The organism is Paracraurococcus ruber (assembly GCF_004353985.1).
Taxonomy (GTDB): Bacteria; Pseudomonadota; Alphaproteobacteria; order Acetobacterales; family Acetobacteraceae; genus Paracraurococcus; species Paracraurococcus ruber.
The window spans coordinates 61523-84353 of sequence record NZ_SMOA01000002.1 but is presented as its reverse complement, the minus strand read 5'-3'; the positions used below and the strand labels follow the sequence as shown (position 1 = coordinate 84353).

Genomic DNA, 22831 nt, shown 5'->3' with positions numbered 1-22831 from the left:
TCAGCCGGCCCGGGCCGGGAACAGCCCGCGCGGCCTTGCCGCCAGGATCAGCGCCATGGCCACATAGACCAGCATGGAGGCGAGCGCGGCGCCTGCCTGCCGCGCCGGCGAGGGCGCCAGGAACAGCCGCATCAGGTCCGGCATCAGGGACCGCCCGAGCGTCTCGATCAGCCCGACCAGCAGGGCGGCAACGAAGGCGCCGCGCACGCTGCCGATGCCGCCGATGACGATGACGACGAAGGCCAGGATGAGGACGCTGTCGCCCATCCCCGGCTCGACCGACAGGATGGGCGCCGCCATGATGCCGGCGAAGCCGGCCAGCATGGCGCCGCAGCCGAAGACCAGCATGAAGAGCCGGCCAGTATCCACGCCCAGCGCCGCCAGCATCGGCCGGTTGCTGGCCCCCGCGCGCACCAGCGCGCCGGCCCGCGTGCGCTCCACCAGCAGCCAGAGCAGCAGCGCGGTGGCGATGCCGGCGGCCAGGATCGCCAGGCGATAGACCGGGTATTGCAGGCCGGGCATCAGCGCGATGCCGCCCTCCAGCAGGGAGGGCACCGGCACCTGCAGCGGCGCCGTGCCCCAGACCAGCTTCACCGCCTGGTTCAGGAAGAGGATGACGCCGAAGGTCGCCAGCACCTGCGACAGGTGGTCGCGGTCGTAGAGATGCCGGAAGACCAGCCATTCCAGCAGCAGCCCGCAGGCCAGCGCTGCGGGCAGCGCCAGCAGCAGGCCCGGCCAGAAGCTGCCGGTCCAGGCGGCGAAGCTGGCGCCGAGATAGGCACCCAGCATGTACTGCACGCCATGCGCCAGGTTGATGAAGTCCATGACGCCGAAGACCAGCGTCAGCCCTGCCGCCACCAGGAAGAGCAGCACGCCGAATTGCAGGCCGTTGAGCGCCTGCACGAGCAGAAGCTGCGTGCTCATGCGCGGTTCAGCGCATGCGGCATTCGGCGGCGTAGGGATCCGTGTCGTTCTCCAGCACCTTGCGCACCGTCTCGGTCTGGAACTTGCCGTCTGGCCGCTTCGCCACCTGGCAGAGCCAGAAATCCTGCACTGGGTAGTGGTTGGCGCCGAATTTGAAGTTGCCGCGCACGCTGCGGAAATCCGCGGCGCGGATGGCGGTGCGCAGCGCATCCTTGTCGGCCAGCCGCCCGCCGACCCGGCGGATGGCGCTGTCCAGCAGCATGGCGGAATCGTAGCTCTGCGCCGCATAGCTGCCGGGGACGTAGTTGTAGGCTGCCTCGAACTCCGTGACGAAGCGCCGGTTCTGCGGGTTGTCCATGTTGGGCGCCCAGGGGGCGGCGGAATAGAAGCCCAGCGCCGCATCCTGCTGCGCCGGCAGCGTCGCCTCATCCACCGTGAAGGTGGACAGGAAGGGGATGTTCGCGAGCCCGGCCTGTCGGTACTGCCGCACCAGGTTCACGCCGAGCCCGCCGGGCATGAAGGTGAACAGCGCATCCGGCTTCGCCGCCGCGATCTTCGCCAGCTCCGCCGAGAAATCCAGCTGGTTCAGCGGGACGTAGATCTCGTCAAGCACCTCGCCCTTGAAGCGGCTCTTGAAGCCGGCCATGGCGTCGCGGCCGGCCTGGTAGTTCGGTGTCATCAGGAAGGCGCGCTTGTACCCCGCATCCTGCGCCGCCTGGCCCATCACCGAATGGACCTGGTCGTTGTTGTAGGACGTCGTGAAGAAGAAGGGGTTGCAGCCGCGGCCGGCGAAGGTGGACGGGCCGGCATTGGTCGAGATGAGGAAGGTGTTCGCCTCCGTCACCGGCCGCATGATGGCGGCGAGGATGTTGGAGAAGACGACGCCCACCACGACATCCACCTTGTCGCGCTCGATCGCCGCGCGGACCTTGGTGACCGCGACCTCGGGCCGGAGCTCGTCGTCGATGACCAGCACCTCGGCCGGCAGCCCGCCCAGGCGGCCGTCCAGGTGCTTCACGCCCTGCAGGAAGCCGTCACGGAGCTGGGTGCCGAGCGCGGCCTGCGGCCCGGTCAGCACCGCCACCAGCCCGACCTTCACGCCCGCCGCCTGCGCCCGCACCAAAGCCGGCGCCGCCAGCAGACCCGCCGCGCCCGCCAGCGCGGTGCGCCGCCCGAAGCCATTCATTCCGTCATCCCCCAGCACATCCCTTGCCCGTCTTGAACAGGAAGCATCACGCCACCGCAAGGGCCATGGCCGCGGCGCGGCGGGCCAGCACGCCGCCCGGCGCCCCCAGCGGATCCAGCACCGTGAAGTGGTTCAGGCCGGGCAGCGCCTCGAACGTGCCGCCCCAATGCACGGCGAAGTCGCGGGACTGGCGCAGGAACTCGTCAGACTCGGCGCCGCCCACCACAAGATGCAGCGCGCCGCCGGGCGGGGGGAGGTTGCGGGGCGAGAGCGCCTCGGCCTCCGCCCGCGATAGTTGCAGCGCGGTGGCGATGCTCGTGCCGAGCAGCGGCGCGAGTTCGAAAACGCCGGAGATGGGCAGGCCGGCCGGGACGAGGTCCGCCGGCAGGGCAGGGTCCAGCGCGCGCCAGTCGGTCGCCATCAGCATCGCCGTCAGGTGGCCGCCGGCGGAATGGCCGGTGGCCACGATTCGCCGCCCGGTCCGCCGGTGCAGCATCGCCGCCGCCCCCCGCGCCTGGTCCACGATGCGGGCCAGCGGCACCGCGGGGCAGAGGTCGTAGGAGGCGATGGCCACCGCCACGCCCTCCGCCAGCAAGCCGCGCGCGGCATGGCTGAAGAAGGACCGGTCCAGGGCCTGCCAGTAGCCGCCATGCAGGAAGAGCGCGATCGGCCAGGCCTGCCCTGGGCCAGGGCGGAACAGGTCCAGCCGCTCCCGCTCCCCCGCACCATAGGGCAGGGCATGATCCGCTTCGGCCCAGGCCTCGCGGAAGGCGGCGGCGTCGCGCGCCCAGGCGGCGATCCGCGCGGCGCTGTCGGCCACTCGCGCACGGTTGTTGTACTCGGCCTCGAGGTCCATGGCGGCATCCTGCCCGGTGCGCGGCGCCCGGCAAGCCGGGGCGGCACGATTTCCGCGCCGGGTCACGGCATCGGGCGTTTCCGCCGGCGGGCAAGCTGGTTTATGAGAACAGAATGCGAATCTACCTGGCCGGTCCCGAGGTCTTCCTGGCCGATGCCGCCGCCATCGCCGCCGCCAAGCGCGCCATCTGCGCCGCGCATGGCCTGATTGGCGTCTTCCCGCTGGACCCGCCGCCGGCGGCGCCCGACCCGGCCCTGCCGGACTGGCTGCGGATCTATTGGGCGAATGAGGCACATATCCGCGGCTGCGACGCGCTGATCGCCAACCTGACCCCCTTCCGCGGCCCCTCGGCCGATGCCGGCACGGTCTATGAGCTAGGCTTCATGCGGGCGCTGGGCCGGCCGGTCTTCGGCTACAGCAATATCGCGCAACGCTTCGCCCAGCGGACGCTGGCGGCGCTGGGCGGCCATGCCCGCCGCCGGGCCGACGGCGCCTGGGAGGACGGAGAGGGCATGGCGGTCGAGGAGTTCGACCGGCACGACAACCTGATGCTGGAAGGCGGGATCGCCGCGGCGGGCGGCAGCTTCGAGGCGGCGGAAATGCCGCCTGAGGCGCGCTGGCACGACCTCTCGGCCTTCGCCCGCTGCGTCGCCGCGGCGGCGCAGGCGCTGGGCGTGCCTCAGGCCTCCTCGACGTCCAGCGCGTAGCCGGCGGAGCGGACGGTGCGGATCACGTCCAGCTCCCCCTCGCCGTTGATCGCCTTGCGCAGCCGGCGGATATGCACGTCGACCGTCCGCGGCTCGACATGGATGTCGCGGCCCCAGACTGCGTCCAAAAGCTGCTCGCGGCTGAAGACGCGGCCGGGGTGCTGCATCAGGAATTCCAGCAGCCGGTACTCGGTGGGGCCTAGATGCAGGGCGCGGCCGTTGCGGGCGACGCGGTGGGCATCCTGGTCCATGCTCAGGTCGCGGAAGACCAGCGTGCCGCGGGTGGCCAGGCTGCCGGACCGGCGCAGCAAGGCGCGGATGCGCGCCAGCAGCCCGTCCATGGCAAAGGGCTTGCTGATGTAGTCGTCGGCGCCGGTGTCGAGCGCGCGGACGGTGTCCTGCTGCTCGGTCCGCGCCGTGACCATGATGATCGGCAGGTCGCGCGTCGCCGGCCGACGGCGAAGCTGGCGGCAGACCTCGAGGCCGGAGAGCTGCGGCAGCATCCAGTCCAGCAGCACCAGATCGGGCTTTGCCTCGGCGACGCGGAGCAGCGCTTCCTGCCCGTCCGCGGCTTCCTCCACCCGGAAGCCCTGCTTCTCCAGGTTGTAGCGCAGCAGGGTCAGCAGCGGGATCTCGTCCTCCACCACCAGGATGGTCGGGCGGCCGCCGGCGGGCAACGTGTCGGGCATGCGCGGCTCCTTTCCTCGCTCAGGCCGGCGGGCGGACGACCGCGAAGGCCGAGCTGTCGGCCTTCGGCCGCTCCTCGGTCAGCGGCGTGCCGCTGACGGCGTAGTACACCGTCTCGGCGATGTTGGTGGCGTGGTCGCCGATGCGTTCCAGGTTCTTGGCGACGAACAGAAGATGGGTGGCGGCGGTGATGTGCCGCGGATCCTCCATCATGAAGGTCAGCATCTCCCGGAAGATGCCGTTGTAGACCTCGTCCACCGACTGGTCGCTGGCCCAGACCTCGCTGGCGCGGGCGGCGTCGTCGTTCACCAGGGCGTCCATGGCGCCCTTCAGCTCCTCCTGCACCAGTACCGCCATGCGCTGGAAGCCATTGAGGCTGCCGAGGGTGGGCTGCTGCGCCAGCACGATGCTGCGCTTGGCGGCGTTGCGGGCATAGTCGCCGATCCGCTCCACCGCATGGCTGATCTTGAGGGCGGCGATGACCAGCCGCAGGTCCTGGCCGACCGGCTGGCGCAGCGCCAGCAGCCGGATGCAGAAATTCTCGATCTCCCGCTCCAGCGCGTCGATCTCGGCGTCGCGGCTCATCACCTCCGTCGCCATCTCGGCGTCGCGGCGGATCAGCGCGGCGACCGCATCCGCCACCTGCCGCTCCGCCAGGCCGCCCATGCGCGCCACCAGCTCGCGCAGCCGCCGCAGCTCCTCGCCATAGGCGCGGACGGTGTGTTCCGGCGTCTTGTCCATTCGGCGATGCTCCCGCTCAGCCGAACCGGCCGGTGATGTATTCCTGGGTGCGCTGATGCTTCGGCGCGGTGAAGAGCTGCGCGGCCGGCGCCACCTCGATAAGCTCGCCCAGGTAGAAGAAGGCCACCTGGTCGGCGCAGCGCGCCGCCTGCTGCATGTTGTGGGTGACGATGGCGATGGTGAAGTCGCGCTTCAGCTCGTCGATCAGCTCCTCGATCTTGAGGGTGCTGATGGGGTCGAGCGCCGAGGTCGGCTCGTCGAACAGGATCACCTCGGGCCGCACCGCGATGGTGCGGGCGATGCACAGCCGCTGCTGCTGCCCGCCCGACAGGCCCATGGCGCTGGTGTTCAGCCGGTCCTTGACCTCTCCCCACAGGGCGGCGCGGGACAGCGCCCATTCCACCCGCTCGTCCATCTGCGGCTTCGACAGCCGCTCATGCAGCTTCACGCCGAAGCTGATGTTCTCGTAGATGGTCATGGGGAAGGGGGTCGGCTTCTGGAACACCATGCCGACCCGGGCCCGCAGCTCGTTGATGTCGACATCGGGGTCGAGGATGTTCTTGCCGTCCATCACCACCTCCCCCACCGCCTTCTGGCCGGGATAGAGGCTGTACATGCGGTTCAGCACCCGCAGCAGGGTGGACTTGCCGCAGCCGGACGGGCCGATCATGCCGGTCACCTGCTTGTCCGGCAGGTCGAAATTGATCCCCTTCAGCGCCTTGTTCGACCCGTAGAAGAAGTCGAGGTTGCGGACCGCGACGCGGACGGTGTCGTTCAGCGCCGCCGAGGAGCGGGCCTGCATGCCGCCGAAGCTGGCCGCCGGCTGGGCCGCGGCCCGGGATTCGGTGGTGGAGCTCATCGGTCCGCTCTCCTGGCTCACAGCCTGGCGCGCAGCACCAGCCGCGCAACGACATTGATGGCGAGCACCCCGAAGGTGATGATCAGCGCGCCCGCCCAGGCGATCGCGATCAGGTCGGGGAAGCCGCTATTGGCCTGCTGGTAGATGGCGATGGGCAGGCTGGCCATGGACCGCCCGAGATCGGTCGACAGCACGCTGTTGCCGAAGCTGGTCAGCAGCAGCGGCGCCGTCTCCCCGGTGATGCGGGCGATGGCCAGCAGCACGCCGGTGACGATGCCGGGCAGCGCCGCGCGGTAGGCGACCAGCGTGATCATCTTCCAGCGCGGCGCCCCGAGGCCCACTACCGCTTCCCGCAGCGTGTTCGGGATCAGGGTCAGCATGTCCTCCGTGGTCCGCACCACCACGGGGATGACGATGATGGCGAGCGCCAGCGCGCCGGCCCAGCCGGAGAAGCCGCCCATCGGCAGCACGACGGACTGGTAGACGAAGAGGCCGATGAGAATGGAGGGGGCCGAGAGCAGCACGTCCGACACGAACCGCACCGCGTTGCCGAGCGCGGTGCCGCGGGCATATTCCGCCAGGTAGGTGCCGACCAGCAGCCCGATCGGCGTGCCGATCAGCGTGCCGAGCGCGGTCTGGATCAGCGACCCGACGATGGCATGCGCCAGGCCGCCCCTCGGCGCGTCCGGGTCGCCATAGGTGGTCGGCTCGAACTCCCTGGTGAACACCGCCCAGTCGAGCGCGCCGAGACCGCGCCAGAGCAGCGTCGCCAGGATGGAGGCGAGGAAGATGAGGCCGAGCGCCGTGGCGGCCAGGCAGAACCAGCGCAGCAGCGCATCGGCGCGCTTCCGCCGGCGGCCGAGGGCGCGCGCCGTCGCCATGTCCTTGACCGGCGACAGGGCGGGGAGGGTGGTCGTGCTCATCGGCTTAGGCCTTCAACCGGGACCGCAGGAGGAAGCGGGAGATCGCCAGCACGATGAAGGAGATCACGAAGAGCAGGAAGCCGAGGGCGAGCAGCGAGGACTGCTTCAGGCTGCCCATCAGGCTCTCCGGGAACTCCATGGCGACGATGGAGGCGATGGTGGTCGACGGGTCGAACAGGCTGGTCGGCATGCGGTTGGCGTTGCCGATCACGAAGGTGACCGCCATGGTTTCCCCCAGCGCGCGGCCGAGGCCGAGCATGATACCGCCGACGACCGAGACCCGGGTGTAGGGCAGCACCACGCCCCGCATCACCTCCCACCGCGTGGAGCCGAGGCCGTAGGCGCTTTCCTTGTAGACGGGCGGCACCTGCTCGAACACGTCGCGCATCGTGGCGGCGATGAAGGGCAGGATCATGATCGCCAGGACGAGGGAGGCGGTGAAGATCGATGTGCCGGTGAAGCTGTTGCTGGCCAGCAGGAAGCCGATCAGCGGCAGCCCGCCCAGAGCCTCGCCGAGCGTCATCTGGATGTATTGCTGCACGATCGGGACCAGCACGAACAGGCCCCACATGCCGTAGATGATGGAGGGAATGGCGGCCAGCAGCTCGATCGCCGTGCCGACCGGGCGGCGCAGCCAGGGCGGCGCCAGCTCGGTCAGGAAGAAGGCGATGCCGAAGGCGACCGGCACGGCCAGCAGGATGGCGAGGATGGCGGAGATCACCGTGCCCAGCATGGGCACCAGGGCGCCGTAATTCTCCCGCCCCTCCACCGGGTTCCAGGCGGTGCTGGTCAGGAAGCCTGCGCCGAACTCGCGGAAGGCCGGCAGCCCGCCCAGGAACAGCGTCAGGATGATGGCGCCCAGCAGCAGCAGCACCAGGATCCCGGCTCCGCGGCAGAGCCATTCGAAGACGCGGTCGCCCGCGCCCCCCACCGGGCGGCGGGTGGGGGGGGCAGGCGCCTCGAGCATGGCGGCGTGCGACAAGGGCGGGCTCCGGCGGGCTTCGCGGAAGGGGCCGGGGGCCGGGGGGCCGCGCCGGCGGTCCAGGCCCGGCCGCGGGGTGCGGGCCGGCCCGGCATGGCGGTGTGGGGGCGGTGCGGGGGAAGGCCCAGGCCAGGCCGTCCCCGCGCCGCTCAGGCGGTCCAGACGGCGCTGCCGCCCGGGGCCTTCACGTTGCGCCAGGCGCTGCGGACGGCGTTCTGCACCGGCTCCGGCACCGGGATGTATTCCAGGCGGCGTGCCGCCTCGGTCCCGCTGCGATAGGCCCAGTCGAAGAACTTCATCACGTTGCGGCTGGCCTCCACCCGCTCGGCGGTCGGGTTGGTCGGCAGCAGGATGAAGGTCGGGGCGACGATCGGCCAGACCTCGGCGCCCGCCAGGTCGATGATGTCGGCCGCGAAATTCGCCGCCGTCCAGTCCGCCGCGCCGGCGGCGGCGAGGAAATTCGGCATCTCCGGCTTCACGAAATTGCCGGACTTGTTGCGCAGCTGCGTGGTGATCAGCCGGTTCACCGTGGCATAGGCATTCTCGGTGTAGCCGATGGCGCCCGGGGTGTTGCGGACGGTGTTCGCCACGCCCTCATTGCCGCGGGCGCCCTGGCCGCCCGGCCATTGTACGCTGGTGGCGGCGCCGGGGCCGGCCTTCCAGGCCTCCGACACGCGGGAAAGATAGGTGGTGAAGACGAAGGTCGTGCCGGAGGCATCGGCGCGATAGACCGGCGCCACCGGCAGGTTCGGCAGGCGCAGGTCCTTGTTCAGCTCCGCCACCCGGGCATCGTTCCAGCGGGCGATCTTGCCCAGGAACAGGTCGGCCAGGACCTCCGGCGTCAGCCGCAGCGCATTGTCGGCCACGCCCGGCAGGTTCACGATCAGCACGACCGAGCCCATGACGGTCGGGAACTGCAGCAGGCTGCGCTCGGCCAGCTGCGCGGCCGGCAGCGGCGCGTCGGACGCGCCGAAATCCACCGTCCGGTTGGTGATCTGGTTCACCCCGCCGCCGGAGCCGATGGACTGGTAGTTGAGCTGCAGCCCGATGGCCTCGCGCGCCTGCTGGCCCCAGCGTTCATAGACCGGGCGGGGGAAGCTGGCGCCGGCGCCGGTGATCTGGGCCTGCTGCGCGAAGGCGGGGCGGCCGAGCAGCGGCGCGGACGCCGCCAGGCCGGAAGCGATGAGCAGGGTGCGACGATTCACGCGTCTCTCTCCGCGAGATTTGGGCCCGGGCAGGCACCGCCCGGGTTAGGTGGCGCCTACCTAGGCGCACCGGACGTCAGGACGATTGCAATTCGATGAAGCTTCGATGACACCGGCCCGGATGACTGAAGCGGTTATCTATTCGGCCATGGGTTTTTGGCCGGCCGGCCGCTCCGGCCGCGCCGCCTGGCTTGCGGGCCGCGTCACCCCGGGGCCCAGGCCGGGCGCCGCTTCTCGCGGAAGGCGGCCAACCCCTCCCGCCCTTCGGCGGAGGCGCGCTGCATCCAGCCCTCATGCGCCAGCAGCGCCATCTGCCGCGCATCGAGCTTGAGGCCGTTGGCGCCAAGCAGGCTGTCCTTGGTCACCGCCACGGCCCCCGGGGCAGCCAGCAGCGCCTCCTCCAGGATCGCCGCCAGCCGCGACTCCATCGCCGCCTTCGGCACGACCTCGTGCACCAGGCCGATCCGCAGCGCCTCCTCCGGCCCGAAGCGTTCCCCCGTCACGGCGTAGCGGCGGGCGTGGCGCAGGCCCATGGCATGGACCATGTGGGTGGAGATGGGCGTGGGGGCGACGCCGACCCGCACTTCGGTCAGGCCGAACAGCGCCGCCGGGGTAGCCAGCGCCACATCCACGCAGCAGGCGATGCCGGCGCCGCCGCCGAAGCACGCGCCCTGGATGACGGCGAAGGTCGGGCGGGGGAACTCGTTCAGGCGCTGCATGGCCAGGGTGGTGGCGAGCGAGGCCTGGAAGGCCTGCTCCGGCGGGTAGCCCGCCACCTCGGCCAGCCAGTGGATGTCGGCGCCGGCGGCGAAGTGCCGGCCGGCGCCGCGGATCACCAGGGCGCGCACGCCCGCGTCGCCCGCCAGCGCCTCCAGCCCGGCGATCAGCGCCCGCAGCAGCGCCTCGTTATAGGCATTGCCGCGCGCCGGGCGGTTGAGCGTGACGGTGACGACGCCGCGCGGGTCGCGGGCGAGCAGGATGGGCGGTTCCTCGGGCATCTCGGACTCGTCTGGCATGTGGATGGTGCAGGCTAGGGCAGGCGGGGCGGGCTCGCCGGGCGAATTGACTCGTGCCGCGCCCTGGGCCGAGGCTGCCGCATCCGGAGGACGCCGCCCATGCACGCCACCCGTCCCACCCTCTATGGCACCCGCCACGCCGTCTCGGCCGGGCACTACCTGGCGGCCGCCGCCGGCTTCTCGGTGCTCGAGGCCGGGGGGAATGCCGTGGATGCCGGCTGCGCCGCCGGCATCGCCCTGGGCGTCCTGCTGCCGGACTTGGTGAATGTGGCGGGCGTCGCGCCCATCCTGATCCGCAAGGCGGATGGCACGGTGGAGACCATCGCCGGCCTCGGCCACTGGCCGCGCGGCATCCCGGCCGACCTGTTCATGCGCGAGCATGGCGGGACGATCCCGAACGGCGTGCTGCGCACCGTGGTGCCGGCGGCGCCGGATGCCTGGATCACCGCGCTGGAACGCCACGGCACCATGGGCTTCGGGGACGTGGCGCAACATGCCATCCGCTACGCCCGCGACGGCTTCGCGGTCTATCCGCTGCTTGCCGACAACATCCGCGACCATGAGGCCGAATACGCCCGCTGGCCCGGCAATGCCGCCATCTTCCTGCCGGGCGGGAAGCGGCCGCAGGTGGGCGAGAAATTCGTCCAGTCCGACCTGGCCCGCACGCTGCAGTACATGGCCGATGAGGAGAAGGCGGTTGCCGGCAAGGGGCGGCTGGCGGGCCTGGCCGCCGCGCATGCCGCCTTCTACCGCGGCGACATCGCGCGGGAGATCGTCGCCTTCATGGGGCGGGAGGGCGGCTATCTGAGCATGGCCGACCTCGCCGGCTATCGTTCGAAGCTCGAACCCGCGGTGCGGCGGCGCTGGCGCGGGCATGAGGTCATCACCTGCGGCCCCTGGTGCCAGGGCCCGGCCCTGCTGGAGGCGCTGCTGCTGATGGAGCGCGGCGGCATCGGCGGCATGGCGCACAACAGCCCGGACTACCTCCATTTGTTCACCGAAAGCGTGAAGGCGGCGATGGCGGACCGGGAATACCATTTCGGCGACCCGGCCTTTCTGGATGTCCCGATCGATTCGCTGCTGTCGGACGCGCATCTCGCGGCGCGCCTGGCCGAGATCGACCCCGACCGGGCGCTGCCCGGCATGCCCGGCCCGCGGCTGAACCATGGCACCGCGCTGCCCGGCGCCGCCGACCGCGCCGCGCCGCTGGTGGAGGCCGATACGTCCTATTGCTGCGTGGTGGACCGCTGGGGCAACGCTTTCTCGGCGACGCCTTCGGACGGGTCCTGGAACTCGCCGGTGGTGCCGGGCCTCGGCATTATCCCCTCCAACCGCGGCAGCCAGAGCCGGCCGGACCCGAAGCATCCCTGCGGCGTCGCGCCCGGCAAGCGGCCGCGCCTGACGCCGAACCCGGCCATGGTGGTGACGGCGGAGGGCGGCGTGATGCCCTTCGGCACCCCGGGCGGCGATGTGCAGATCCAGGCCATGCTGCAGGTGATGCTGAACATCCTGCAGCACGGGATGGAGGTGCAGGAGGCGATCGAGGCGCCGCGCGTCGCGTCCTATTCCTTCCCGTCCAGCTTCGCGCCCTTCGACTTCTTCCCCGGCCGCCTGGCGGTGGAGGCGGCGATCCCGCAGGCGACGCGCGACGCCCTGGCCGCCAAGGGCCACGACATCAAGGAGTGGCCGGCCAAGACCTGGCTGGCCGGGACGGTGGAGGTGGTGAAGTCCGATCCCGCGACCGGGATGCTGGCCGCCGGCGCCGATCCGCGCCGGCCGGCCTATGCCATCGCCGGGTAGCGCAGCGGCACCACGTTGGAGGTGGCGGCGGCGGCCGGCGGCCGGCGCTTGTGCACCAGGTCGCCGGTCTTCAGGTAGTCCCGCTCCTCGGGCGTCGAGCGGCGGCCGAGGATGGCGTTGCGGTGCGGGTAGCGGCCGAAGCGGGCGATGACCGCCTGGTGGCCGCGCGCCTGCTCGGCCGAGAAGCGGTAGAGCGGCTGCAGGTGGTCGGGGGCCGACCAGGCCACCGCCTCCGCCATCGCCACCACGCGTATCAGGCGCTGGCGGTGATCAGGCCCCTCGGCATGCGCGAGCGGCAGGAAGAAGAAGGTCTTCTCCCAGGGGTGCTGCAGGTCGTCATACTGGCCGTTGCGCAGGCCGTCCTCGGCCAGGCGCAGCGCATCCTGGTCGCCGGCATAGGCCAGCGGCGCCCCGCCATGCAGGCAGCGCGGCGCCTGGTCCAGCAGCAGGATCAGGGCAAGCCGTCCCGCGGCGGTCGCTGCCCAGCCATCCAGGTGGCCGGCCAGGGCGGCCCGCGCCAGCCGCGGCGCCCAGTCCGGCAGGGCGAGGCCACCGCCGAACCATTGCTCGAACATCCAGTGGTGCCGCTCGGCATCCGCCTGGGGCAGGCCCGGCGGGAACCAGGTTCCGATCACCTCCTGCCATGGTGCCCCGACCGCCATACGACTCCCCCGTCCGCAGGACCCTCCAGGCTGCAGATTGCACACAAGCGCTTAAGGCTGTCTTTGCGCCAACGCACACTGCGCGCGGCCCCCATGGACGCAGGGGTCCGGTCCCGGCACACTCGGTCGTCCGACCAACAGACCGGGAAGGGGCAAGCGGGCCATGCATGACGTCGTGATCCGGGGCGGCACCATCGTGGATGGCACCGGGGCGCCGGCCTTCGCCGGCGATGTCGCCATCGATGGCGACCGCATCGTGCAGGCGGGCGGCAAGGCCGGCCCCGCGAAGCGCGATATCCAGGCCGAGGGGCGGCTGGTCACCCCGGGCTGGGTGGATGTGCACACCCATTACGACGGCCAGGCGACCTGGGATCCGGTGCTCGCGCCCTCCTCCTGGCATGGCGTCACCACCATCATGTTCGGCAATTGCGGCGTCGGCTTCGCGCCCGTGAAGCCGGCGCATCACCAGGCGCTGATCGACCTGATGGAAGGCGTCGAGGACATCCCCGGCATCGCCCTGGCCGAAGGCCTGAAATGGGACTGGGAGGGCTTCCCGAGCTATCTCGACGCCCTGGCCCGCCTGCCGCGCACCATCGACGTCGCCGCCCAGGTCGCGCACCACCCGCTGCGCGTCTATGCGATGGGGGAGCGCGCCATCAACCGGGAGATGGCGACGGCCGACGACATCGCGCTGATGGCCCGGCTGACCGAGGAGGCGCTGAAGGCCGGCGCCTTCGGCTTCACCACCAGCCGCACCGACCAGCACAAGACGCCGAGCGGCGAGCTGGTCCCGGGCCGGTACGCGGAACATGAGGAGCTGATCGCCATCGGCCAGGCCATGGGCCGCGCCGGTCGCGGCGCCTTCGGCATGCTGTCCGACTTCGAGGACGAGGCGGCCGAGTTCGGCTGGCTGCGCCAGGTGGCGAAGGATAGCGGCCGCCCGGTCTGGTTCCTGCTGACCGACCGCAGCTACGACCCGCAGCGCTGGCGCCGGCTGATGGACGGCGTGCGGTCGGCGCGCAAGGACGGGCTGGCGCTGAGCGCCCAGGTGGCGGGCCGGCCGGTGGGCCTCATCCTCGGCCTCACCACCTCGCTCAACCCCTTCGCCCTGCGCGAGGGTTTTTCGGAACTGGCCCGCCTGACGCCGAAGGAGCAGCTGGCGCGGCTGCGCGACCCGCGGGTGCGCGCCGACATCCTGGCGCAGGAGGCCTCGCCGCGGCTGATGGAGGTGCTGCCGCCGCTGTCGCGGCAGATCGCCACGCGCTGGGACCGCATGTACATCCTGGGCGAGACCCCGGATTACGAGCCGCCGCCGGAGCGCAGCATCGCCGCCCTGGCCGCCAGGGAAGGCGTCAGCCCGCAGGAGTATTGCTACGACTACCTGGTGGGCGGCGATGGCGGCCGGATGCTGTACTTCCCGGTCACCAACTACGTCCATGGCGACCTGGAAGTGGTGCGGGAGATGGTGACGGACCCGCACACCGTCCTCGGCCTGTCCGATGGCGGGGCGCATTGCGGCGTGATCTGCGACGCTTCCCTGCCCACCACCATGCTGACCCACTGGGTGCGCGACCGTCAGCGCGGCGAGCGCCTGGGCCTGGAATTCGCGGTGAAGCGCCTGACCAGCGAGACGGCGGATTTCTTCGGCTTCCACGACCGCGGCCGCCTGGCGCCGGGCAAGAAGGCCGACCTCAACGTCATCGACTTCGGCGCGCTGCGGGCGCACCACCCGGAGATGGCCTATGACCTGCCGGCCGGCGGGCGGCGCCTGATCCAGCGGGTGGACGGCTACGAGATGACCATGGTCAGCGGCACGCCGATCTTCGAGCGGGGCGAGGAGACGGGGGCCAGACCGGGCAAGCTGGTGCGCGCCGAGTAGCCGCCGGGGGAGGCTCCGCCTTTCCCGGACCCCAACCGCCAAAGGCCACAGGGCCTTTGGAAACCAGGAGTCCGACCCCTTGAAGCTCGCCTACTCGCCGAATAGTCCCTATGTCCGGAAATGCCTGGCCAGCGCCATAGCGCGCGGCATCGATGGCCGGATCGAACTCTGGACCATCGGCACCACCGATCCGGCGCTGGCCGCGGTCAACCCGCTGGCCAAGGTGCCGACGCTGGTCACCGATGACGGCGCGGCGCTCTACGACAGTCCGGTGATCTGCGAATACCTCGACAGCATCGGCGACGCCCCGCCGCTCTTCCCGGCGCCCGGCCCGGCGCGCTGGACGGCGCTGCGGCAGGAAGCGCTGGCCGACGGCATCCTGGACGCGACGCAGCCGCGCCGGCGCGAGGTGGCGTTGCCGCAGGACGACGGGCGCAAGGACTACATCGCCACCCAGCAGGCGAAGGTCACCCGCGCGCTGGAGGTGCTGGAGCGCGAGGCGGGGAGCCTCGGCGACCTGACCACCATCGGCGAGATCGCCATCGCCTGTGCCCTCGGCTACCTCGACTTCCGCTACCCGCACGAGCCCTGGCGCCCCGGCCACCCGGCCCTGGAGGCCTGGTACGGCAAGGTCGCCGGCTTGCCGCCGATGGCCCGCACCGCCCCGCCGGGCTGACCACCGCGTGGCCTGAGGCGACGGCACGACGCTTCCGTCGCCCCAGGCCGCATCCTGCCGGGGCGGTTCGGCCATCCGGCCGCGCGGACCGCTCCGGATCGTCGATCGCACGGGGCGTCACGCCCTGGTAGCGTCCCGCCGCGCCGGGATGCACTGCGCGGCCGCTGCGCTCCAGCCCGGAACCCTCCTCCCTGCCTTGCCCCGAACCTGCAGGCCGGGTGCCCGTCGGGTTGGCCTTCCCACCGCGTCGCGGCCCGCCGTTCCGGGCTTTCGATCCATGGCAGACGCGGCGCCGGCGCTGCGCTTCGGTGGCGCGGCAACATCATGCCCTGCGATGCCGTCGTCCCATCCGGTCGCTCAACCGTCGCGATAGTGAGTGTGTGCGGAAAATGAGATATTTCTTGAAATTAACCATTTGCTTGCCTTAACCAGCGGTCGAACCCAGCCGGGAGGCCACCATGGTCAAGTCACTCTTCGCCGCATCCGTCGCCATAGCCCTCGCCCTGGCCGCGCCAGCGCAGGCCGCGCCCAGCGTCGCCGGCGTGTTCTCGAGCGACTCCGACTTCCTCGGCTTCCTCGCCGGAAAGGGCGTGTCGCTGGCGACCGATGAGCTGTTCGTGGCGCAGGCGCGTGGCGGCGTGCCAGGCAGCAGCGACTACGAGATCGGCCTGCACATCCCGCCAGGCTTCACCAGCGCCGCGCCGCTCGGCACCGCCGGGCAGCTCAACTGGGTTTCCGGCACCGCCGTGCCCTTCACCCTGGCGCGCAACGCGGCTGGGGTGGTGACCTTCACCATGGCCGGCTACGCGGCCAGCTACGCAGCCCCCGCCCTGCACGCGCTGGGGCTGCGGGTCGGCGCCCTGCTGGGCACCGGCACCACCGCCGCCAGCGCGGCGCTGACCAACCTGAAATTCGACGGCGTCACGCTGAGCTGGAACGGCAACCCCCTCGGCCTCACCGCCACCGCGCCTTCGCCCGCGTTGGCCGTCGTTGCCGATCTGCCGGATGTCTTCAGCCTGACGGGCGATGTCACCCTGGCCTGGACCGGCGCCTTCCCGACGCGCTCCCGCCTGGCGGTGCAGATCAAGGGGCTGGAGGGCTATCCCGCCGCGGTGCCGACCCCCGCCGCCCTGGGGCTGCTGCTGACCGGCCTCCTCGGCCTTGCCGGCGTGACGATGCTGCGCCGCGGCCCGGCGGCGCAGCGTCCGTAGGGTACGGTCCGGCGCGGGGCGCCGGCGCCAGCCGCGCGCGCCCCGCCGCCATGGACAGCCGCGCGGCGGCTTCGCTACGCTCCCGTTCCCTGCGCCTGGCGCGGGCAAGGATAGCATGCGGGAGAGAGCGTCATGACCCCTGCGCCGACGCGCCGCGGCCTGGCCGCGGCGGCCGTCCTGCTTGCCGCGCCGGCCCGCGCGCAGGCAAGCTGGCCCAGTCGTCCGGTGCGCATGGTGGTCGGCTTCACCGCTGGCAGCGCCACCGACCTGACGGGCCGCATCTTCGCCCAGGCCTTCGGCCAGGCCTGGGGCCAGCCCGTGGTGGTCGAGAACATCAGCGGCAACTCCGGCGCCATCGGCGTCGACCGCGTGGCGAAATCCGCGCCTGATGGCTACACGCTGATGTGGAGCGGCAATGCCGCCATCACCGTGCTGCCGGCCATGCAGAACCTGCCCTTCGACCCGCTGAAGGACCTGGTCTCGATCGGCATGACCCTGTCCATGGCGTCGGTCTTCGTCGCCGGCAATGACCAGCCCTTCCGCAGCCTGCCGGAGCTTCTGGCCCATGCGCGGGCCAATCCCGGCAGGCTGTCCTACGGCACGCCGGGCGTCGGCACGCCGCAGCACATCGCCGCCGAGATGCTCTGCCAGCGCGCCGGCATCCGCATGGAACACATCCCCTATCGCGGCGCCAACCTGACGGATGTGATGAGCGGCGTGCTGCCGCTCGGCGTGCAGAATGCCGGCGCCGCCATCCCGCTGGTGCGGAACGGGCGGGTGAGGGGGCTGGCGGTGACCACGCTCGAGCGGTCCGCCAATGCGCCGGAGATCCCGACGGTGGCGGAACTCGGCTTTCCCGGCTTCGAGGCGACGTCCTTCTTCGGGCTGATGGCGCCGGCCGGCACGCCGCGCGCCATCGTCGAGAAGGTGAATGCCGAGGCGATGCGGGTGCTGGCGGATGGCGACCAGCGCGCCCGCTTCGCCCAGATGGGCCTCGACATCACGCCCTCGACGCCCGAGGGCATGCGCGACCGCATCGCCGCCGACATCCCGAAATGGGCGAAGGTGATCGCCGAGGCGGGGGTGCCGACGGGGCGCTAGCCGCCGGGCCGCGGCGGCGCCGCGGCAGGCCGGGCGGCATGACCTGGCACACTCCCCGCGCGGCTCGGCGATCCGCAGGCCTGGCCAGCACCGTCCTGCCGCGCCAAGTCCCTGTCGGGAAAGCGCAGGCCGGCGCCCGGGGGATCGCGCCGCGCCTTGATCCGCCCTACCTCGCGTCGTCCGCCAGCGCATTCACCGCGCTGCGCAGCGGCGCCCAGAGCGCGCCGCGCTGCGCCGGCGTCATGCCGGCGGCCAGGCCGCCATCGATCGTCAGGGCGATCCCGGTGACGAAGCCGGCACGATCATCGGCCAGGTAGAGCACACCATCGGCGATGTCGTCGGCCCGGCCCTCGCGGCCCAGCGGGTGCATGCCGGCGGCGGTCCGCGCGGCCTCCTCCGCCACCTTGGCGTCCAGCTGCGTCGGCAGGCCGGCCGAGCGGCCGAAGATCGGCGTGGCGATCACGCCGGGGCAGATGCAGTTCACCCGCACGCCTTGCCCGGCCAGTTCCAGCGCGGCGCATTTCGTCAACTGGATCACCGCCGACTTCGCCACCGAATAGGCGGTGGCGGTGGAACCCGGGATCAGCCCGGCGACGCTCGCCGTGTTGACGATGGCGCCGCCGCCCTGGCGCGTCATGACGGGCGCGGCATGCTTGATGCCGAGCATGACGGAGCGCAGCAGCACCGCCATGGCCTCGTCCCAGCCCTCGGCCGGCATGCTCTCGATCGGGTCGGGCACGCCGGGACGGCCGGCATTGTTGAACATGAGGTCGAGGCGACCCCAGATGCGCTCCGCCAGGGCGACGGCGGCGGCGATGTCGGCTTCCCGCGTCACGTCGCAGCGGATGAAGCGCGTGGCCTCGCCCAGCGTCTCCGCCAGGCGCTGGCCGGCCGCGTCCTGGATATCGGCGAGGATGACGCGGCCGCCTTCCTCGACGACGCGTTCCGCCGTGCGCCGGCCGATGCCGGAGGCGGCGCCCGTGATGACGGCGACCTTGCCCTGCATGCGCATCCGTCGTTTCCCCCTCATGCCCTGGGAGCGATCCTGCGCCCGGACGAGCCCGGCGCAAACCGCGAATGTCTGCCATCGCATGGACGCGGGCCGGACCCGCGGCGTCGCCTGCGGCTTCGCGGGGCGCGGTGGGTGGCGATGGGCGGCAGCGTCGGCGTGCCCGGCCGGCGCAGCCGGGGCGCGGCGTCAGCAACAGCGGAAGCCACCGCCTCCGCCGCCATAGCGCGCCGCCTCGCGGTTCCGGAAGAACGCCGCCGGTGTCATCGGCTCCGTGCCGGGATGGGTGCGCGCGACATGCGCGACATAGGCCTCGTAGCTCGGCTGGCCCACCATCAGCCGCGCCGTGTCGCAGAGGCAGCGCAGCCAGGCGCGCATGGGCGACGTCCCCGGCGTCCTCGCGGGTCGAGCCGAGCCTTCGGGGCGCCGGGTCATTCCGCCGCCACGCGGCCGGCCGGCCCGCCCACTTCCCGCGCCGTCCAGCGATCCGCCCGCCAGGCCTCGATGCAGGTCTTCACGCCGAAGGCCAGGATGGCGACGACGACCCCGACGAAGAGCGCGGCCAGCGCCGCATCCACGCGGTCGTTGAACACGATCTGCGCCATCTGCTCGGGGGTCTTCGCCGGCGCCAGCACCTGCCCCTGGTCCAGCGCCGCCTGGAAGCGCGCGGCATGCTCCAGGAAGCCGATGCGCGGATCGGCGGAGAGGATCTTCTGCAGCCCCGCCGTCAGCGTGCAGGCCACCAGCCAGAGGGTCGGCAGGATCGTCACCCAGGCATGGCGCTGCCGCTTCATGCGGAAGATGACGACGGTGCAGAGCGTCAGCGCGACGGCGGCCAGCATCTGGTTGGCGACGCCGAAGAGCGGCCAGAGCGTGTTCACCCCGCCCAACGGGTCGGTCACGCCCTGGTAGAGGAAGAAGCCCCAGGCGGCGACGCAGAGCCCGGTCGCCAGCACGCCGGCCACCCAGTTTGAGGTATCCTTCATCGCGGGCACGAACAGGCCCAGCAGGTCCTGCAGCATGAAGCGGCCGGCGCGGGTGCCGGCATCCACCGCGGTCAGGATGAACAGCGCCTCGAACAGGATGGCGAAGTGGTACCAGAAGGCCATCATGGCCTTGCCGCCGATCACCTGGTGGAAGATATGCGCCATGCCGACCGCCAGGGTGGGGGCGCCGCCGGCGCGGGAGATGATGCTGGTCTCGCCCACGTCGCTGGCGGCCTGGGCGATCTCGGACGCCGTCACCGGGAAGCCCATGGCGGTCACCGCCGCCGCCGCGCTCTCGGGCGTCGCGCCGATGACGGCGCCGGGGCTGTTCATGGTGAAGTAGATGCCCGGCTCGATCACGCTGGCGGCGATCAGCGCCATGATGGCGACGAAGCTTTCCATCAGCATGCCGCCATAGCCGATCAGCGGCACGTTCCGCTCGTTGTCGATCAGCTTCGGCGTGGTGCCGGAGGCGATCAGGGCATGGAAGCCGGAGACGGCGCCGCAGGCGATGGTGATGAACAGGAAGGGGAACAGGCTGCCGGACCAGACCGGCCCGCTGCCGTCGACGAAGCGCGTCACCGCCGGCATGCGGAGTTCGGGCAGGACGAAGACGATGCCGAGGGCGAGGCCGAGGATCGTGCCGACCTTGAGGAAGGTCGAGAGGTAGTCGCGCGGCGCCAGCAGCAGCCAGACCGGCAGGATGGCGGCGACGAAGCCATAGCCGATCAGCAGCCAGCACAGCTGCGTGCCGGTGAAGGTGAAGGCGGCCGCCCATCCCGGATCCTCCGCCACCCATTGCCCGCCCAGGATCGCCAGCATCAGCAGCACGAAGCCGATGACCGAGACCTCGCCGATCGCGCCCGGCCGGATGAAGCGCAGATAGACGCCCATCAGCAGCGCGATCGGGATGGTGGCGGCGACGGTGAAGCTGCCCCAGGGGCTCTCGGCCAGCGCCTTCACCACGATCAGCGCCAGCACCGCCAGGATGATGACCATGATCATGAAGGTGCCGAACAGCGCGATGACGCCGGGCACCGGCCCCATCTCGGCCCGCACGAGTTCGCCGAGCGACCGCCCGTCCCGCCGCATGGACACGAACAGCACCATGGCGTCCTGCACCGCGCCGGCCAGCACCACCCCGGCCAGGATCCACAGCATGCCCGGCAGGTAGCCCATCTGCGCGGCGAGGACGGGCCCGACCAGCGGCCCGGCACCGGCGATGGCGGCGAAATGATGCCCGAACAGCACGGTGCGGTCGGTGGGGACGTAGTCCAGCCCGTCATTGTGCCGCACCGCCGGCGTCGGCCGCGCCAGGTCCAGCTGCATCACCCGCCTGGCGATGAAGCGGGCGTAGTAGCGATAGGCGATGAGATAGACCGCGACGGCGACGCAGAGGATCCAGACCGCCCCGACCGGCTCCCCGCGGCCCGCGGCGATCATGGCCAGCGCCCCGGCCCCGACCAGGCCAACCAGGACCCAGGGCAGGTGCCTCCCGAGCGTTCCGTTCATGCGCCCCTCCCGCCGTTCCGGCTCCTCGCGCCAGAGCGCGCGGACCGGCAGCGGGTTGCCCCCAGGCGGGGGCGCCCGGCCTCAGTGCCGCTCGAGGAAGGCCAGCACCGCGGCGTTGAAGGCCGCCGGGTTGTCGTAGTTCATCGAATGCGCCGCGTCGGGGATGGAAACCCGCTGGCAGCCCCTGATGTGCCGTTCCAGCGCATCGGCATTGGCGACGAAATTCGGCAGCGTCCGCGCGCCCACCACCAGCAGCGTCGGGGCGCGGATCGCCGCCGCCGCGGCGCGGGAATAGGGTTTCCGCTTCTCGTCCCGCTGGCCGAGCAGGGTGCGGGCATTGTCGCGGCTGATCAGCCTGCGCTCCTCCGGCCGCCGCTCCCAGGCACCCGGCCCGCCGGTATGCTCGGCGATCCGCCGGAGGCCGCCTTCGATGTCGCCGGCCTCGACCAGCGCCGCGCCCTGGGCGAAGGCGCCGGCCTGCTGCCCGGCGGCGGGCTTGCCGCCCAGGCTCTCATCCAGCTCGCCGCCCGGCTCGGCCAGGATCAGGGCGCGGATCAGGTCGGGATGGCGCTCGGCCACGCGGAAGGCGATGTGCCCGCCGCGGGAATGCCCGACCAGCCGCACCGGGCCGGCGCCGAGCCCGCGGATGAAGCCCGCGACATCGGCGACGTGCCGGTCGATGGTGAAGTCGCCATCATCCTCCCAGCGGCCCGGCCAGCAATGCCGCATGGATAGGGCCAGCACGTGGTACTGCGTCCCGAGCGGCTGCATCTGCGCCGCCCAGCTCCGCTGGTCGCCCAGCGTGCCATGCACCAGCACCAGCGGTTCGCCGGCGCCGCTTTCGGCATAGCTCAGGTCATGGCCGTCCACGGTCATGGTCGGCATGGCATTTCCCCCTGCGGTCTTCCGTCCGGGACGATGCGCCCGGCGCGGCGGACCGCCAAGCCTTGGCGCCGGCCGCGCCCGGGGCCACCTGTTGCGGAACGACACGGGGGTCCCATGCAGCGTCGCCGCATCCTCGCGCTTCCGGGCGCCCTCGCCGCCCTGCCCGCCGCGGCCACCGCCACCCCTACCGCCACCCCCCTGGTGCCGGAGGTGGACACGCTGCTGGTCCTGGCCGTCGATGCCTCCGGCTCCATCGATGCCGACGAGTTCCGGCTGCAGCGCGAAGGCTATGCCGAGGCGCTGACGCATCCGGCGGTGCTCTCCGCCATCGCCAGCCGCCCGCGGGGCGCGGTCGCGGTCGCCATGGTGGAATGGGGCTCGCCCGGCGGCGCCGCCACGGTTGTGGATTTCCTGCGCGTCGCCGACCCCGCCAGCGCCCGGATCCTGGCCGAGGCGGTGCTGGCCGCGCCGCGCAGCCCGCAGAGCTGGAACGCGATCGGCGACGCGCTGGACCATTGCGCGCGGATGCTGCTGGCCGCGCCCTTCCGCGCGACGGAGAAGGTCATCGACCTCTCGGGCGACGGGCCCGACCTGCGCAGCCTGCGCCCGGCGACCGTGGCGCGGGATGATGCGGTGGCCGCGGGCATCCAGGTCAACGCCCTGGCGGTGGCGGCCGCGGGGCAGGTAACCCGGATGGGCGAGCCACTCGCGGAAACCTATCGGCGGGAGGTGATCGGCGGCCCCGGCAGCTTCGTGGTGACGGCGGAAGACCGGCGCGACATCGCCCGGGCGTTGCGGGCGAAGCTGATCCGGGAGATCGCCTGACGGGGGAGGCCCGACGGGCGGCGCGGCGCCGCGTTCGATGCTCCGGGGCGGCTTGGCGGGCCGGATGACCGCGCAGGCCGCTCCCGCCCGGGGGGGCGCCGCCGGCCGCCGCGGCCGGCCGATGACCACCCGGGCAGGGGCGGGCACCGCCGCCGTGCCAGGGGGGGCCATGGCGCCGCCAGGCCGCCGCGGCCGTCGG

The 22831-nt window shown here is 72.0% G+C and carries 22 protein-coding genes; 7 read left to right on the top strand and 15 right to left on the bottom strand.

Features of this window, described 5'->3' with window-relative positions:
* Genes E2C05_RS01235 through E2C05_RS01225 form a run of 3 tightly spaced genes read right to left on the bottom strand, consistent with a single transcriptional unit; the run spans position 1 to position 2966 of the window.
* Entirely contained in the window at positions 1 to 924 is a 924-nt protein-coding gene (locus tag E2C05_RS01235) for a branched-chain amino acid ABC transporter permease (protein WP_133217777.1), read from the bottom strand.
* 7 nt (positions 925 to 931) lie between these two features.
* Entirely contained in the window at positions 932 to 2110 is a 1179-nt protein-coding gene (locus E2C05_RS01230; protein ID WP_133217776.1) for an ABC transporter substrate-binding protein, read from the bottom strand.
* 46 nt (positions 2111 to 2156) lie between these two features.
* Positions 2157 to 2966: an alpha/beta hydrolase gene (locus E2C05_RS01225; protein WP_133217775.1), complete on the bottom strand. Its 810-nt coding sequence runs from the start codon at positions 2964 to 2966 to the stop codon at positions 2157 to 2159.
* Between the two features lie 113 nt (positions 2967 to 3079).
* Here E2C05_RS01225 and E2C05_RS01220 point away from each other — a divergent pair, with 113 nt between their 5' ends.
* The gene (locus tag E2C05_RS01220; RefSeq protein ID WP_133217774.1) at positions 3080 to 3673 is read left to right on the top strand and encodes a nucleoside 2-deoxyribosyltransferase; all 594 of its coding nucleotides are present in this window, start codon (positions 3080 to 3082) and stop codon (positions 3671 to 3673) included.
* Here the strand turns inward: E2C05_RS01220 and phoB are convergent.
* From phoB to E2C05_RS01185, 7 genes are all read right to left on the bottom strand, one after another.
* Positions 3646 to 4362, bottom strand: coding sequence for a phosphate regulon transcriptional regulator PhoB (phoB, locus tag E2C05_RS01215; RefSeq protein ID WP_133217773.1), 717 nt, complete (start codon positions 4360 to 4362; stop codon positions 3646 to 3648). The two genes, E2C05_RS01220 and phoB, sit on opposite strands and share 28 nt — an antisense overlap.
* Positions 4363 to 4381: 19 nt before the next feature.
* Positions 4382 to 5101 carry a phosphate signaling complex protein PhoU gene (gene phoU / locus E2C05_RS01210; protein WP_133217772.1) on the bottom strand — a complete coding sequence of 240 codons (720 nt, stop codon included), beginning with the start codon at positions 5099 to 5101 and terminating at the stop codon, positions 4382 to 4384.
* 16 nt (positions 5102 to 5117) lie between these two features.
* Positions 5118 to 5903: a phosphate ABC transporter ATP-binding protein PstB gene (gene pstB, locus E2C05_RS01205; protein ID WP_133217808.1), complete on the bottom strand. Its 786-nt coding sequence runs from the start codon at positions 5901 to 5903 to the stop codon at positions 5118 to 5120.
* Between the two features lie 74 nt (positions 5904 to 5977).
* Positions 5978 to 6883, bottom strand: a complete 906-nt coding sequence (gene pstA, locus E2C05_RS01200; RefSeq protein WP_200305722.1) for a phosphate ABC transporter permease PstA — start codon at positions 6881 to 6883, stop codon at positions 5978 to 5980.
* Between the two features lie 4 nt (positions 6884 to 6887).
* Positions 6888 to 7850 (bottom strand): phosphate ABC transporter permease subunit PstC, encoded by a 963-nt coding sequence (gene pstC / locus E2C05_RS01195; RefSeq protein WP_133217771.1) that lies wholly within the window; start codon positions 7848 to 7850, stop codon positions 6888 to 6890.
* A gap of 164 nt (positions 7851 to 8014) precedes the next feature.
* Positions 8015 to 9070, bottom strand: a complete 1056-nt coding sequence (pstS, locus tag E2C05_RS01190) for a phosphate ABC transporter substrate-binding protein PstS (protein ID WP_133217770.1) — start codon at positions 9068 to 9070, stop codon at positions 8015 to 8017.
* A gap of 203 nt (positions 9071 to 9273) precedes the next feature.
* A complete protein-coding gene (locus tag E2C05_RS01185; RefSeq protein WP_133217769.1) occupies positions 9274 to 10086 on the bottom strand; it encodes an enoyl-CoA hydratase-related protein in 813 nt (270 codons plus the stop codon).
* 99 nt (positions 10087 to 10185) lie between these two features.
* On the opposite strand from E2C05_RS01185, the gene E2C05_RS01180 reads away from it, so the two are divergent.
* Entirely contained in the window at positions 10186 to 11886 is a 1701-nt protein-coding gene (locus tag E2C05_RS01180) for a gamma-glutamyltransferase family protein (protein ID WP_133217768.1), read from the top strand.
* Here E2C05_RS01180 and E2C05_RS01175 read toward each other — a convergent pair.
* The gene (locus E2C05_RS01175) at positions 11868 to 12521 is read right to left on the bottom strand and encodes a DUF924 family protein (RefSeq protein WP_158291865.1); all 654 of its coding nucleotides are present in this window, start codon (positions 12519 to 12521) and stop codon (positions 11868 to 11870) included. The two genes, E2C05_RS01180 and E2C05_RS01175, sit on opposite strands and share 19 nt — an antisense overlap.
* A gap of 190 nt (positions 12522 to 12711) precedes the next feature.
* On the opposite strand from E2C05_RS01175, the gene E2C05_RS01170 reads away from it, so the two are divergent.
* The 4 genes from E2C05_RS01170 to E2C05_RS01155 all read left to right on the top strand — a co-directional run bounded on the left by E2C05_RS01170 (position 12712) and on the right by E2C05_RS01155 (position 17415).
* Positions 12712 to 14427 carry an N-acyl-D-amino-acid deacylase family protein gene (locus E2C05_RS01170; RefSeq protein WP_133217766.1) on the top strand — a complete coding sequence of 572 codons (1716 nt, stop codon included), beginning with the start codon at positions 12712 to 12714 and terminating at the stop codon, positions 14425 to 14427.
* Positions 14428 to 14506: 79 nt separating this feature from the next.
* Entirely contained in the window at positions 14507 to 15103 is a 597-nt protein-coding gene (locus E2C05_RS01165; protein ID WP_133217765.1) for a glutathione S-transferase N-terminal domain-containing protein, read from the top strand.
* Between the two features lie 458 nt (positions 15104 to 15561).
* The gene (locus E2C05_RS01160) at positions 15562 to 16314 is read left to right on the top strand and encodes a choice-of-anchor W domain-containing protein (protein ID WP_133217764.1); all 753 of its coding nucleotides are present in this window, start codon (positions 15562 to 15564) and stop codon (positions 16312 to 16314) included.
* Positions 16315 to 16446: 132 nt separating this feature from the next.
* Positions 16447 to 17415, top strand: coding sequence for a Bug family tripartite tricarboxylate transporter substrate binding protein (locus tag E2C05_RS01155; RefSeq protein ID WP_133217763.1), 969 nt, complete (start codon positions 16447 to 16449; stop codon positions 17413 to 17415).
* A gap of 166 nt (positions 17416 to 17581) precedes the next feature.
* On the opposite strand, the gene E2C05_RS01150 is transcribed toward E2C05_RS01155, so the two are convergent.
* The 4 genes from E2C05_RS01150 to E2C05_RS01135 all read right to left on the bottom strand — a co-directional run bounded on the left by E2C05_RS01150 (position 17582) and on the right by E2C05_RS01135 (position 21807).
* On the bottom strand, positions 17582 to 18427 hold the full coding sequence (locus E2C05_RS01150) for an SDR family NAD(P)-dependent oxidoreductase (RefSeq protein ID WP_158291864.1): 846 nt from the start codon (positions 18425 to 18427) through the stop codon (positions 17582 to 17584).
* 186 nt (positions 18428 to 18613) lie between these two features.
* The gene (locus tag E2C05_RS01145; protein WP_133217761.1) at positions 18614 to 18802 is read right to left on the bottom strand and encodes a YbdD/YjiX family protein; all 189 of its coding nucleotides are present in this window, start codon (positions 18800 to 18802) and stop codon (positions 18614 to 18616) included.
* Positions 18803 to 18855: 53 nt separating this feature from the next.
* Positions 18856 to 20922, bottom strand: coding sequence for a carbon starvation CstA family protein (locus E2C05_RS01140; RefSeq protein ID WP_133217760.1), 2067 nt, complete (start codon positions 20920 to 20922; stop codon positions 18856 to 18858).
* Between the two features lie 81 nt (positions 20923 to 21003).
* Positions 21004 to 21807 (bottom strand): alpha/beta fold hydrolase, encoded by an 804-nt coding sequence (locus E2C05_RS01135; protein WP_133217759.1) that lies wholly within the window; start codon positions 21805 to 21807, stop codon positions 21004 to 21006.
* Between the two features lie 114 nt (positions 21808 to 21921).
* Here E2C05_RS01135 and E2C05_RS01130 point away from each other — a divergent pair, with 114 nt between their 5' ends.
* The gene (locus tag E2C05_RS01130) at positions 21922 to 22632 is read left to right on the top strand and encodes a DUF1194 domain-containing protein (RefSeq protein WP_133217758.1); all 711 of its coding nucleotides are present in this window, start codon (positions 21922 to 21924) and stop codon (positions 22630 to 22632) included.
* Positions 22633 to 22831 lie beyond the last annotated feature (199 nt).